Source organism: Winogradskyella flava, from assembly GCF_014243395.1.
In the GTDB taxonomy this organism is placed as follows: domain Bacteria; phylum Bacteroidota; class Bacteroidia; order Flavobacteriales; family Flavobacteriaceae; genus Winogradskyella; species Winogradskyella flava.
In genome coordinates this window covers 569,682-583,407 of record NZ_JACLCP010000002.1, presented here as the reverse complement: position 1 = coordinate 583,407, position 13,726 = coordinate 569,682, and the positions used below count along the sequence as shown (strand labels likewise).

Genomic DNA, 13,726 nt, shown 5'->3' with positions numbered 1-13,726 from the left:
TCGCTAATCATTAATCTAAGTTGTATTTTTGCTATCGTTTTTAACTAGATAAAATCCGTTTTATGAAATCATACGATGTAGCAATAATAGGTTCAGGACCTGGTGGATATGTAGCAGCAATTCGTTGTGCACAATTAGGCATGACAACGGCCATTATTGAAAAATACTCAACACTTGGTGGTACATGTCTTAATGTTGGATGTATTCCCAGTAAAGCCTTATTGAGTTCATCTCACCATTATGAAGAAGCCACCAAACATTTTGAAGAGCATGGCATTGAGATTCCTGGAGAAATCAAGGTAAATCTCGAAAAGATGATAGCTCGTAAACAAGCGGTGGTGGATCAAACCACTGGAGGTATTGATTTCTTAATGAAAAAGAATAATATTGATGTTTACGAAGGTTTGGGTTCTTTTAAAGATGCTACACATATAAAAATCGACGGAAAAGATGCAGGTGAGATCGAAGCAAAGCATATTATTATAGCAACAGGCTCAAAACCATCAAATTTACCTTTTATAACTTTAGATAAAGAACGTGTCATCACGTCTACAGAAGCTTTAAAGCTGAAAGAAATACCAAAACACCTAATCATCATAGGAGGAGGCGTCATTGGTTTGGAGCTTGGACAAGTGTATCGTCGACTAGGGGCTGAGGTAACTGTTGTAGAATATATGGACAGAATCCTGCCAACTATGGATGCTGGTTTATCTAAAGAATTAAATAAGGTCTTTAAGAAAGCGAAGTGTAACATGATGATGTCTCACAAAGTGCAATCTGTTGAGCGTAAAGGTGAAGAGGTCATTGTAAAGGCCGAAAATAAAAAAGGAGAAGTCGTTGAGTTTAAAGGTGATTATTGTCTAGTTTCAGTTGGAAGAAGACCATATACAGATGGTTTAAATGCCGAAGCAGCAGGCGTAAATATTAACGATAGAGGACAGGTGGAAGTTAATGAGCACTTGCAAACGTCTGCTTCTAATATATACGCTATAGGTGATGTGGTAAGAGGTGCCATGTTGGCTCATAAAGCTGAAGAAGAAGGCGTATTTGTGGCCGAAACTTTAGCAGGACAAAAACCACATATCGACTATAATTTAATTCCAGGTGTAGTTTATACATGGCCTGAAGTTGCTGCGGTTGGTAAAACGGAAGAAGAATTAAAAGATGCAGGTACAGAATACAAAGTTGGTCAGTTTCCATTTAGAGCTTTAGGTAGAGCAAGAGCCAGTGGTGATATTGATGGGTTTGTAAAAATATTAGCTGATAAGACCACCGATGAAGTATTAGGTGTACATATGATAGGTGCACGTTGTGCCGATTTAATTGCAGAAGCAGTGACGGCTATGGAGTTTAGAGCTTCAGCTGAAGACATCTCTAGATACTCACATGCGCATCCTACATTTGCAGAGGCAGTAAAAGAAGCGGCTTTAGCAGCTACAGATAATCGACCATTGCATGTTTGAAATATGATATGATCATTCTGAATTCGTTTCAGAGTCTAAAAGCGAACAAATTTTGTTCGCTTTTTTTTATACACAAATCATACCTCAATACCGTTTTTATAAATTTAAAAAACTTGAGTGCTGTAACGAAAGTGTTAAGCATTCGTCTTAATAGCATACATTGCTTTTTGCTAATCACTAAACTCACTTGACATGCTCAAAAAATTCACGTTTCTCGTTCTTCTAGTATCCTTAACACTATCGGCACAAGATACATCTCAAACCATTAATACTTTTATTGAAGAATTAGACCAAAAAATTCCAAAATTGTTGGAAAAATTTATGGTGCCTGGTACAGCTATTGCTGTTATCGAAAATGGTGAACTTGTATTGCAAAAGGCTTATGGTTATGCAGATGCTGTTAAAGCTGAAAAAGTAACAAATCAAACAGGGTTTAATATTGGTTCTATATCCAAAACTATTGCAGCTTGGGGAATTATGAAACTCGTTGAAGCAGGTGAAATTGATTTAGATGCACCAGCTGAAAAATATTTGACACGCTGGCAATTACCTGAATCTAAGTTTGATTCTAAAAAAGTAACGATAAGGCGATTACTAAGTCATACAGCGGGATTATCACTTCATGGATATCCAGGATGGACAGCTAAAGATCGTTTATCTACTATTGAAGAGTCTCTAAATGGACGAAATAATGGACCTGGTAGAGTAGAAATGATTATGGAACCAGGAACAAAATGGAAATATTCAGGAGGTGGATATACAATCTTACAATTGATAATAGAGGAAGTTACAGGGCAAAAATTTGAAGACTATATACAAACGGCAATTTTAAACCCATTAGGTATGAGGAATAGCAGTTATAAAATTGATAAAACCATACTTGAAAACTCATCTTTAGAACATGATGGTTTCGGAGAACAAATAGATTTTGAGTTGTTTACAGCACAAGCGGCTGCAGGATTACATACTACTATCGAAGACTTTACAAGATTTGCTTATGCAAGCCTATTTGCTCATACAGATAATCAAAAATATAATGCTGTTTTAAAAGAAAGTACTATTGAAGAAATGATGAAACCGGCACCAGCTTCTAATGATAGTTACGGCTTAGGTTATCAAGTACAAAACATTCCTAATGTGTCATATACCCTAAAGGGTCATGGTGGAGCAAACTCAGGTTGGCATGCGTTTTTTAGGGTAAACCCAGATACAAATGATGGGTTTATTATGATGACTAATGGAGGGTCTGGATATAATATTTATACGCAAGTGTTTTGCGACTGGATTCAATGGAAGACAGGAGAATCTATGGGAAATAGATGTTTCGTTAAACCCTCAATTGCAGGCAAGCTTAAAGCAGTTATAGATGCTGAAGGAACAACCAATCTAGGTACAGTTTATGAGGCATTAAAAACTAATAGATCTGAGGATTATAATTTTTCTGAACGTATACTAAATGATTTTGGATATTATTACATGAGACGAAAAGAGACTGCTAAAGCAGTGGCTGTTTTTAAGTTAAATGTTGATCAGTTTCCTGAGTCATCTAATGTATATGATAGTTATGCCGAGGCCTTATTAGAAAATGGCAATAAAGAAAAAGCTATTATAAACTATAAAAAGTCTGTTGAGCTTAATCCTGCAAATACGAGTGCTATTGATATTTTAAAATCCTTAAATGTTGATTTAGGTAGCTTGCCAAAAGCATTTGAAGTTGATGCGTCAAAATTAAATGATTACATTGGTAATTATCAGTTGTCAGCAGATTTTATAGTCAATATTTCAATAGAAGATGGCAAATTAATTGCTAAACCAAAAGGCCAAAGCGCTCTTATTATTATTGCAATGTCTGAAGATAAGTTTTATGTAGAAGAAGTTAAGGCAGAAGTTACTTTTAATAGAAGCGTAGAAGGTGAGGTAGAAAGTATGACTTTAAATCAGAATGGTCGGGAGACGTTTGGAAAAAAATTAAAAGAATAATAAATTGTAGTAAAGTATAGGTCGTTATGACTTGATTATATTAAAATAAAGGCGAGCCAAATGGTTCGCTTTTTTTATTTTAGCTCAATGAAAAAACATATTCTTTATTTACTATGTATTGGATTTACTGCCTGTTCGCCTAAGTTGAAAACCAATATAGACAAGACCTTAGTACCGCTTTCTGAAGATGCATTAGTCATAGTTTTGGATATTTCTGACGACCAGACCATTGTAGAAGAATTGATCGGTTCTATAATTGCTAAAGATGGTGGTCTCGCAGTTAATTGCACATATTATGAAAATATTCTTAATTTAAAGGCACTTGCAAGACAATCTGGAGCCAACGTAGTAAAAATCACGGAGCACAAAATTCCAGATAAATGGAGCACTTGTCATAGATTGAAAGCCAATATATACAAAGTGGAGAATCCAAAATTATATGAGACCAAAATAGAATGGAGTGCAGATAGGAAACTCACTTGGGATGACTTTAAGGGAAAATCAGATACTATTAACTTTCCCGATGCTTTAGCTTTAACTAATTCTGGATTTGGTTACGAATCGGGAATCAATATGTTTAAAGAAGGAAAGGTTTTTGTCCAAAGTGTCTTTAATACGTATAATAGTTGGGTTTTACCAGAGGGCAGAAACGACTATGTACTGCGTCATGAACAAATTCATTTTGATATTACGGAAATATATTCAAGAAAATTGAGAAAAGAACTAGCAGACGCTAATATAACTAGCGATAATGTTGCAATGGCCAGATCCATTTTTGATCGCGTATTTAATGAAATGAGAAACCGACAAGAACGTTACGACCAAGAAACGAAACGTGGTGATAAGAAAGAAACTCAAGAGCATTGGGAAGCAGTAGTTGAGTTAGAATTAGCCAAATATGAATTTTATAAAAGTAATTAAAGCTCCTGCATCAAATCTACAATTCGCAAGCGTTTGGAGTAATCATTCTCATTGACATCTCGCACAAAACAATAAGCGCTAATCTCCTCGCTTTTTACTTTGTCAGTAAGTTCTTCAACCGTATTTGGACCAAATTCTTCAGATTCAGAAATATAGTAGAATTCGTGTTCATAGATAACATTACTTACTCTTTTTTGGTATTTCTCTTTTAGGTAATTCTGAATATCGGCAACACTGTTAATCTCATCGTCATAATCAGTAGTATTGATATACATGGCAAACTCATCCTTATCTTGATGATTAAGTACTAATATGTCTTCATCTTTAAAATAGGCTTTTACGCTAATTAGTCCATCTTCGGTTTCAATAGAAAACACATTTTGAATATCAAGTGTCCAAGAGGTCTTGATAATGTTGTCTTTTCTTGAAATTTCTAGGACGTTATCTTCTTTAAAGGTATAAACTGACTTCTTTTCAGAAATACCATTCACTAAGACCCATTTTTGATTTAAAAAGTGCGAATCGTGATGACGATCAAAGTCAAACGGTTTTAGATTAGGGATTGTGTTGTGTAAATAGGCACTCATAATAAGCGGTTAAAAAATAATAGTAAGGGCTATTATAACGTTAAATTCGGGCTTTTATTTATCTAAAGTTAAAACTTTTCTAGATGTTTCAAAACATCTTTCTTATAACTTCGACTAATGGGCAAAGCTTTTCGATTAACTGTAACTTCCTCATTAGTAAACGATTGAATTTTCGATAAACGGACAATATAAGAACGATGAATTCTTAGAAATTGATTCTTGGGAAGTTTGGCTTCAATGGCACTTATCGTTTCTCTGGTAATGATGATTCCATCATTTAAATGGATTTTTATGTAATCACTTAGGCTTTCTATGTAAACCATGTTATCGAAATCGACTTTTAACATTCTACGGTTAGCACGAACAAAAATGAAGTCGTTATCATTTGATACTTCAGTTTTCTCTTTTTTTAGAGGAGTACTTACTTCATGATAACGATTTATAGCTTGCAATAAACGCTCAAAAGCTATCGGTTTTAACAGATAGTCTACAGCCCTCAAATCAAAACCTTCAACGGCATAGTCTCGGTATGCGGTAGTAAAAATAATTTTAATATTCTTATTAATAGATTTAGCAAAAGCTATACCCGAAATTTCGGGCATATTAATATCCAAAAATATTAAATCAACTTTGTTGTTACTAATAAAATTAAAAGCTTCAATGGCGTTTTTACATTGAGTAACGACTTCTATGTTGTCAATATTAGAAAGATGAACGGCAATTACTTCTCTAGCTATAGCTTCATCGTCGACAATTATGCAAGAAATAGTTTTAGGCATGGGCCAAAGAGAGTTTAAGTTGTACTTCAAACCAATGGTCATCCTCATTAATGTTTAACTCATAGCGGTCGCTGTAAAGCAATTCTAAACGCTTTTTAATATTTTCTAACCCAATGCCAAGTTGTGTTGGTGTCGATTTTGTATGTGAATTTTTAATATTGAATTTGATATTATTAGCCTCGCATTGTATTGAAATATCAATACTTAGAATTCCATCTTCAATCTTACCATGCTTAAAACTATTTTCTACAAAAGGTAAAAATAGCATAGGAGCCACTTCAATTGAATTAGAGCAGCTTTCCTCAGAAAAAGTAACATATAGCGTCTCATTAAAGCGCATTTGCTCTAAGCTTATATAATCCTTAATGTGATTGATTTCATGAGCTAATGGTACTAAAGGTTTATCGACTTGATACAATAGATAGTCTAAAAGGTTAGAAAGCTTTAATATCATTTCTGGGGTTTCCTCAGCTTTTTTTAAAGCATAACCATACATGGTATTCAAGGTGTTAAATAGAAAATGTGGGTGTATTTGCATTTTCAGGTATTTCAACTCTTGGTCTTTAAGTTTTAGTTGCGCTTCTAAGATTTTAGCTTCTAGCTCTGCGTTATTTTTGGATTGTTTTAAATTTAACTTTAACAATTTAAATGCACTAACAATCAAAGTAACCAAACAAATACTTGTAATGATAAAAACACTGCTTTTGCTTAAAACAGTCATTTTTTCAAACTTAAAATCTGTGAGAAAAGCTAATGCAAAAAATATTGAAAAGATAGCACCAAATATTAAAATGATTAATGTGTAAATACTGTACAATCCAAATAGAAAGTAGCGTTTTGTAATTAGATAATCAGGTAATAGTTTGTAAATAGAAACATAAGTGGCACCAATAGTTACTGGCATTAAAAAAAGCGAAAAGTAAACAACATTCATATCAATTGTGTTGCCCACGCCAAAAATAGAAGTGAAGAATAATAAAATAAAAATCCAAAATAAAATATGCAGTAGAGCTCGTTTTAGATGTGTTGTTATTTTTGGATTTTTCTTCACTTCTATAATATAATTCTACAATGATAACTTATTTTTTGTAGTCATAATTGTTTTGTAGACGAATGACGTATTTTGTTAGCGTTTTGACTTTTGTAGTTAAATCCAACTTAAAATTGGTTGTTGGTCGCAAAACAATTTTTTGAAGTTTGATTTCATCTTAAATTTGATCAACACTAACATTTTAAAATAGTTTACTATGAGATTATTAAACGATGGCGGCCCAATTATGTACATTATTTTAGTACTATTAATACTATCATTATTTTTTATAGCAAAAGCCTTTATAGGCAAAACTAAAGACGAAATACATTCTAAAAAGATGATTAGTCTTGCTGTAGATTCAAGTTTACTATCACTCGTTATTGGCTGCCTTGGGTCTTTATTAGGAATTATTGAACTGTTTGATATGGTAGAAGCACTAGGTGAAACAAGACCAGACCTTTTTTCTGCAGGACTAAAAGTCTCTTTATTAACCATAACTTTTGGTGTGTTTTCATTTGTAATTGGTCGATTAGGGATTTTAGTTTACAAATGGAGTTTAAAAGCTTAAATAAATTAATCCTATAAGGTATAATCAAATAAATATCCGCTATGAATCAATTAAGATTAATTATTAGTTTAAGTACAATATTGCTTTTTTTCTCTTGCAACGAAAAATCTTCAGAACAAATTTCTGAAAGTGAATTGATAATGAAAATTAACGCTGTTCAACAACAGATAATGGTACAAGGAAATATCACAAAAGAAGAGGAGCAGGCTATTTTGAGTTTATGCAGTATAATGTCGCGAGATGAAGGCTTAGCAAATTATAGTCCTGATGATAGAATGGTATTAAAAGATGTAGAAATAGCACCTATCTATGACGGTTGTGATAATCTTTCAAAAGAAGAAACGAGAGCATGTTTTAAGACTAAAATAGCAGCATTTATTAAAAGAGAGTTTAACGTCAATTTATCTAAAGATTTAAACCTCACTGAACCAAAGCAGGTAGATGCTTTTTTTATAATTGACCAAACCGGAAACTTAACCGGTATGAAAGTTAGGGATTCAGAAATAACTATTCAAGCAGAAATCCTTAGGGTACTCCGAAAAATGCCAGTGATGAAACCTGCTAGTCACAACGGAGAAACTGTTTCTGTATTATGTTCCATACTAGTAAAATATGGAAATGATATTGAAATCGATGTTATTTATATTCCTGAAAGACCTAATAATTAAAGCTACTCTCAAAAATAAACTTGGTCTTTAATTTAAAAACCAGTAAGGATTTTACACACTGGCACATGACCATACGCCAGTAAATAGTAAAAAACAATTTCAATAACATACAAATAATTCTATTATGAAAAAGATATGTCTTCTTTTCGTGTTGCTTTGCAATGCCCTCAACTTAAATGCACAAAATTTTAATCAGCTAGATGAACTTTTAACTGTTCTAGAAACTAATAATAAGCTTATGGGTGCGATGACCATTACAAAAGGCGGTGTAGAAGTGTACAATAAAGCTGTCGGATATGCCGATGTTGATGGTAAAATTAAAAACGCAACAGAAACGAAATTCAGAATAGGTTCTATTACCAAAGCATTTACTGCAGTTATGATTTTTCAGTTGGTGGACGAAGGAAAACTGACTTTAGGTACACCGTTATCACAATTTTATCCCAAAATCCCAAACGCTTCAAACATTACCATTGCCCAGATGTTAAGCCATAGTAGTGGGCTTTTCAATATTACCAATGATCCAAAGTTTGGGGATTGGATGCTAGAAAAGTCAACAAAACAACAAATGCTATCAAGAATAAAAGCGTATGAATTAGATTTTACTCCAGGTGAGGACATAGCCTATAGTAATACCAATTATCTATTATTGGGCTATATCGCAGAGGATTTAGATAAGAAAAATTATGCAGAAATTCTAAAAGCCAGAATTACTGATAAGATAGGATTAAAAAGCACCTATTACGGTGGAAAGATCGATGTGGAATCAAACGAAAGTCAGTCTTACACAATAGCACTTAATTATTGGTTAAAACAACAGGAAACAGATATGTCCAATCCAGGTGGTGCTGGTGCTATTGTATCTACATCTAAGGATTTAACTCAATTTATGAATGCCTTGTTTACAGGAAAACTCATGTCTACCTCTAGTTTTGAAGACATGAAGAAAACGGATAATAACGATGTATGTCATGGACTGTTCTATGCTAATGTCAATGGATTGGACGTTTATGCAAGTGAAGGTGGTATAGATGGTTTTCAATCGGTATTGGTACATATTCCCGACATGCAGACTACTATTGCTTTAGTTGCTAACGGATTGGACTACAGAAAAATTGATATTATGATGTCGGCGTTTCGTGTTTCTGCTGGTCAACCTATTACCATACCAGTTTTTACAGAAATTGAATTAACTGAACAGCAGGTAGAGCAATATGAAGGTGAATATGCTAGTGAAGAAGTTGAGTATAAGTTAATATTTAAAGCTAATGGCACTATTTTAATGGGCGCTCCAGAACAGAGTAATTTAAAAGAATTAACACCTACTAAGCAGCATCAATTTACATTTGATACTTTAGGAATCGTGTTGGATTTTTATCCAGGTATTGGAGCTGTAAAATTTACAAAAGGAGATGATAAGCCCATAATGTTTAAGAAACAGTAAATTAAGATTATTCGGCAAATGAGAAATTATACAGTTATTATCGCCTTAATTATATCATGCTTTCATTTTAAGGGAACAGCTCAACTAAATCAAAATGGAGAAAAACAAATTGTAATTGGGCAAGTTGATAGTTTGTATTCTGAAAGATTAAAGGAGCAAAGAGAAATTTGGATACAAGTCCCAGAAGAAATAGATAGCTTAAAAAAGTATCCAGTGATTTACGTGCTAGATGCATCTAAGAATTTCTATTCTATAACTGCGATGCTAAAGCAATTAATACCGTGGCAGATTCCTAACTCCATTATTGTAGGCATTACCAATACCGATAGAACCAGGGATTTTACACCAACTAATGTGCCATTTCAGCGTGGACATGAATCAAAAACTTCTGGAGGTGCCAGTAACTTCTTAATGTTTGTAGAACAAGAATTAAAACCTTTTATAAATAATAAATATCCAGCAGAGAATAATAGCACAATCATAGGTCATTCTACAGGTGGTTTATTTGTACTCTACACTTTTTTGAATCACGACAATGTTTTTGATAACTATTTAGCCATAGATCCCAGCCTATGGTGGGATAAAGAGCAACTCGTAAAAGAAGCTGAGGAAAAAATTAATGCGAAAAACCTGAAAGAGAAATCATTGTATATAGCCGTTGCTAACAGTCTTGGAAAAGCTATGGATACCGTTAAAGTAAGAAAGGATAAAACAGAACCTACTGAGCAGATTAGAGCTAATCTAAAGTTTCATGACTTGTTAGTAGAAAATAGCAAAAAACTCAATTATAAATGGGAATATTTTAAAGATGAAGATCATGGAAGCGTAGTCATACCAGCGCAATATAATGGGTTAAGATCTGTTTTTTCATGGTTTCCATTTCATGAGATGTGGAGGTTTAATACACCAAAAAGGTATTCGATTGAACAACTTATAGATCCTTATTACAAGCACTACGAAAAATTGAGTAAACGAATGAAGCGTGAAATAAAACCAGAATGGAATTTAATAAATGATGTTGGTTTCTTTATGTTAGAAGGTCACAATCTTCCTGAAAAAGCCCTTGCTTTCTTTGAAATGAATCTAGATTTTTATCCAGATAAATCAGGAAGCTGGGTTGCATTAGGAGATTATTATGTATCACAAAAAGATAAAGCAGTGGCTATTGCATATTATAAAAAAGCCATTGATATAGATGGGAATGAAGATGCTAGTGTTAAACTTGAGAAACTTGAGAACTAATAATGATAAACGGAACCACTCTATACCTTTTTATAATAAGGGTTAAGATTTTTCTTTACAATTGATATCACGATTAAAGTAGACCAATACAAACTCAAAATTTAAACTAACTATTTAGTTATATTTAAAGAAATTTATTAATTAATAAAATGAAAAAATTGTTTTTTATCCTATTCATTTCATCAATGGTTTATGGCCAACAAAAAACGCCAACCCAAATGGAATTAGATTCTTTAAAAACAGAATTAGAAATCATTTTTATGAAAGACCAGACGTTTAGACGCATCTATATGGATGCAGAGAATAAGCTAGGTAAAGATTCAGCGGCATACGATTATTTTTGGGAAGTTGTAGAAGCACAAGATAAGGTGCTTGAAAAGCAAGTTACTGATATTATAGATTCTTACGGGTGGCTTGGTATTTCTCAAGTAGGAAGGTTGGCAAATACATCACTCTGGACCGTTTTACAGCACGGAAGTGCAGAGTCAAAAGAAAAATATGCACCACTTTTATTGGCTTCGGTACTTAAAAAAGAATCTCAAGCAGTTCATTATGCACGTTTAATTGATAGGATGTTAATCAATTCAGACAAACCACAACTTTATGGGACACAAATAGATTATACTTCTGGAACACCACAATTTTTTGATATTGAGAATCCTGATAGTGTAAACGAACGTAGAAAAGAATTAGGCTTAGGAACCATAGAGACCTTTGCAAAACAAAAGGGTATTGTTATAGAATAAATCAGTATAATATTAGGTCTTATAAATAGACTTTATCTTAAAGCGAACTTTTTTAAGTTCGCTTTTTTTATACCTCATTTTTTATTTCAGTAATTTTGTAAAAAGGATCAATGGAAGAACTAACATTAACCACACCAGCACTTTTATTTTCGGCTATCTCTTTGATAATGTTGGCATATACCAATAGGTTCTTGGCGTATGCAGCCGTAATAAGAAATTTAAGCGAAAAATATCGAGAACGACCTCAAGATTCATTAATTCGACAAATCGATAATCTAAAATTGCGGCTAAACCTAACACGTTGGATGCAAATCTTTGGTATATCCAGTCTTTTACTTTGCGTATTGACCATGTTTCTTATTTATATAAATCAACATGTTGTGGCTGTTTGGATTTTTGGAACAGCTCTGATATTGTTAATATTATCATTGGCTTTTTTGATTAGGGAAATCCAGATTTCTGCTCAGGCATTGCAGCATCATCTAAGCGATATGGAAGAAAGTTTAAAAAAGTAGGAAATTTTTTAAATTTTTTTGTGACCTCATTTAGAATGTTGTGTCTTAAAAGAATAACTAACCAAGTTAAAACGAACAAATACATCAATTGACAGCAGACGCTACTCATAGCCTAACCGATGAAGCGCTCGTAGAAGCAATCGTTAAAACCAACGACACCATGTTGTTCGAGGTGCTGTACGATAGATATGCTACTATGGTGTATAATAAGTGCTATGGTTTTGCTAATGGTGTGGATGAGGCTAAGGATTTGACACAAGACGTGTTTCTAAGAGTTTTTGTAAAGTTGGGAAGCTTTAAGGGCAAATCTAAATTTTCGACATGGTTATATGCATTTACCTATAATCATTGTGTAAATTATGTGACTAGAAATACAGCAAAAAAGTTTGAGAAAAAATCTGTAAGTTCAGAAAATGTTGACATTCAGAATATAGGTGAGGATATTGATTCTACGCGTGAGTTTCAAAACATGCGAGTAGAAAAATTAAAGAAAGTCATGGAGTTGATGTCGCCTGAAGAAAAAATGATATTACTATTAAAGTATGAAGATAACCTTTCGATTAAAGAGTTATCCAGTGCTTTAGATATAGGAGAAAGTGCTGTAAAAATGCGCTTGAAAAGAGCAAAAGAAAAACTAGTACAGAAGTACGATAATTATACGAAGAATGGAAAATCCATTTAATAAAATAAATCAGCCTTTAAAGGAGGTGCCAGCAGAGCTTAAAAGTAAAGTCATGCATGATATTGCAATGGCTAAGTTATTGATGGATTTAGCTGAGTTATTTTCGTATAATCTCGGCCATATCATTGATAGCGTAAGTAATAGTAGAAAAGAATAAATACTGAATAAACCCTAACATTAAAATTATTAGTATGGAAAAAGTAACAGGATTTAAAGATATAGCAATGGAATCTCTTTCATCAATGTGGTTAGAGATTTCAGCAATATTCCCGAATTTAATCGGAACATTTTTCGTCTTACTCATTGGCTTTTTTGTAACCAAGCTCATCGTAAAGGTTATTAAGAAAGTTTTAAAACTTGCTAAAGTCAATAAGCTAGATGAAAAAATTAACGAAATTGAAATTGTTGAAGGTAAAAACCTCAATTTCGATACGATAAAGGTTGTATCCAGTTTTGTGAAATGGTTAATGTATATCATGCTCATTATAATGGCATCAGATATAATGGGTCTTAAAATCATTTCGGAGCAAATAGCTGAGTTATTAGCTTATCTTCCGAAATTACTAACAGCGTTAGTCATCTTTATGATTGGTCTTTTATTTGCAAATTTTGTAAAGAATGGCCTAAAATCACTTTTTGAGTCCATGGACTTATCGGGAGGAAAGATGATAAGCCAAGTGGTATTCTTTCTATTGTTAACCTTTATTTCTATTACAGCACTGAACCAAGCTGGTATTGATACTGAGATTATCACCAATAATATTAATATGATTATTGCTGCTTTTCTATTGGCATTCGCTATAGCCTTTGGTTTAGGAGCTAGAGAAGTTGTGGGAAAGCTAATGAAAGCATTTTACGCGCGTAAGACATTTGAAATCGGGCAAGAAATTATTTTTAATAATGAGAATTATACTATAGAGGCCGTAGAAAATATCTCAATAATACTTAAGAACCATAAAGGTAAGCTTATAGTCCCTATAGACGAAATTGTGGAAAATCAAGTACAAATGCAGGACCAACTATAAGGTTAGGGTTATAGATTTTATTTTTATAAATAAAATGTGGTCCTGCCGTACTTGAGATATAAAAGACAACCTC

15 protein-coding genes are annotated in these 13,726 nt (G+C 33.1%); 12 read left to right on the top strand and 3 right to left on the bottom strand.

Translation table 11 applies throughout. The features are described 5' to 3' along the window. Window positions 1-62 precede the first annotated feature (62 nt). From lpdA to H7F21_RS09775, 3 genes are all read left to right on the top strand, one after another. Window positions 63-1,463: a dihydrolipoyl dehydrogenase gene (gene lpdA, locus H7F21_RS09785; RefSeq protein WP_185789083.1), complete on the top strand. Its 1,401-nt coding sequence runs from the start codon at window positions 63-65 to the stop codon at window positions 1,461-1,463. Window positions 1,464-1,655: 192 nt separating this feature from the next. Further along, a complete protein-coding gene (locus tag H7F21_RS09780; RefSeq protein WP_185789082.1) occupies window positions 1,656-3,443 on the top strand; it encodes a serine hydrolase in 1,788 nt (595 codons plus the stop codon). 87 nt (window positions 3,444-3,530) lie between these two features. Beyond that, entirely contained in the window at window positions 3,531-4,364 is an 834-nt protein-coding gene (locus H7F21_RS09775; protein WP_185789081.1) for a DUF922 domain-containing protein, read from the top strand. Here the strand turns inward: H7F21_RS09775 and H7F21_RS09770 are convergent. The 3 genes from H7F21_RS09770 to H7F21_RS09760 form a co-directional block, all read right to left on the bottom strand. Next, the gene (locus H7F21_RS09770; RefSeq protein ID WP_185789080.1) at window positions 4,361-4,951 is read right to left on the bottom strand and encodes a hypothetical protein; all 591 of its coding nucleotides are present in this window, start codon (window positions 4,949-4,951) and stop codon (window positions 4,361-4,363) included. The two genes, H7F21_RS09775 and H7F21_RS09770, sit on opposite strands and share 4 nt — an antisense overlap. Window positions 4,952-5,019: 68 nt before the next feature. Further along, on the bottom strand, window positions 5,020-5,730 hold the full coding sequence (locus H7F21_RS09765) for a LytR/AlgR family response regulator transcription factor (protein WP_185789079.1): 711 nt from the start codon (window positions 5,728-5,730) through the stop codon (window positions 5,020-5,022). Then, window positions 5,723-6,664 (bottom strand): sensor histidine kinase, encoded by a 942-nt coding sequence (locus tag H7F21_RS09760; protein ID WP_246431455.1) that lies wholly within the window; start codon window positions 6,662-6,664, stop codon window positions 5,723-5,725. The genes H7F21_RS09765 and H7F21_RS09760 overlap by 8 nt, the downstream gene beginning before the upstream one ends. Before the next feature lie 313 nt (window positions 6,665-6,977). On the opposite strand from H7F21_RS09760, the gene H7F21_RS09755 reads away from it, so the two are divergent. From H7F21_RS09755 to H7F21_RS09715, 9 genes are all read left to right on the top strand, one after another. Beyond that, the gene (locus H7F21_RS09755; RefSeq protein WP_185789077.1) at window positions 6,978-7,331 is read left to right on the top strand and encodes a hypothetical protein; all 354 of its coding nucleotides are present in this window, start codon (window positions 6,978-6,980) and stop codon (window positions 7,329-7,331) included. Between the two features lie 41 nt (window positions 7,332-7,372). After that, the gene (locus H7F21_RS09750; RefSeq protein ID WP_185789076.1) at window positions 7,373-7,999 is read left to right on the top strand and encodes a La RNA-binding domain-containing protein; all 627 of its coding nucleotides are present in this window, start codon (window positions 7,373-7,375) and stop codon (window positions 7,997-7,999) included. Window positions 8,000-8,123: 124 nt separating this feature from the next. Further along, window positions 8,124-9,443, top strand: coding sequence for a serine hydrolase domain-containing protein (locus tag H7F21_RS09745; protein ID WP_185789075.1), 1,320 nt, complete (start codon window positions 8,124-8,126; stop codon window positions 9,441-9,443). Between the two features lie 18 nt (window positions 9,444-9,461). Next, the gene (locus H7F21_RS09740) at window positions 9,462-10,685 is read left to right on the top strand and encodes an alpha/beta hydrolase (protein ID WP_185789074.1); all 1,224 of its coding nucleotides are present in this window, start codon (window positions 9,462-9,464) and stop codon (window positions 10,683-10,685) included. A gap of 218 nt (window positions 10,686-10,903) precedes the next feature. Further along, window positions 10,904-11,431: a DUF6624 domain-containing protein gene (locus H7F21_RS09735; protein WP_185789073.1), complete on the top strand. Its 528-nt coding sequence runs from the start codon at window positions 10,904-10,906 to the stop codon at window positions 11,429-11,431. Between the two features lie 110 nt (window positions 11,432-11,541). Next, window positions 11,542-11,946 (top strand): DUF2721 domain-containing protein, encoded by a 405-nt coding sequence (locus tag H7F21_RS09730; RefSeq protein WP_185789072.1) that lies wholly within the window; start codon window positions 11,542-11,544, stop codon window positions 11,944-11,946. Between the two features lie 88 nt (window positions 11,947-12,034). Then, window positions 12,035-12,628: an RNA polymerase sigma factor gene (locus H7F21_RS09725; RefSeq protein WP_185789071.1), complete on the top strand. Its 594-nt coding sequence runs from the start codon at window positions 12,035-12,037 to the stop codon at window positions 12,626-12,628. After that, window positions 12,612-12,785, top strand: coding sequence for a hypothetical protein (locus H7F21_RS09720; protein WP_185789070.1), 174 nt, complete (start codon window positions 12,612-12,614; stop codon window positions 12,783-12,785). The genes H7F21_RS09725 and H7F21_RS09720 overlap by 17 nt, the downstream gene beginning before the upstream one ends. A 34-nt stretch (window positions 12,786-12,819) precedes the next feature. Beyond that, entirely contained in the window at window positions 12,820-13,653 is an 834-nt protein-coding gene (locus tag H7F21_RS09715; RefSeq protein WP_185789069.1) for a mechanosensitive ion channel family protein, read from the top strand. Window positions 13,654-13,726 lie beyond the last annotated feature (73 nt).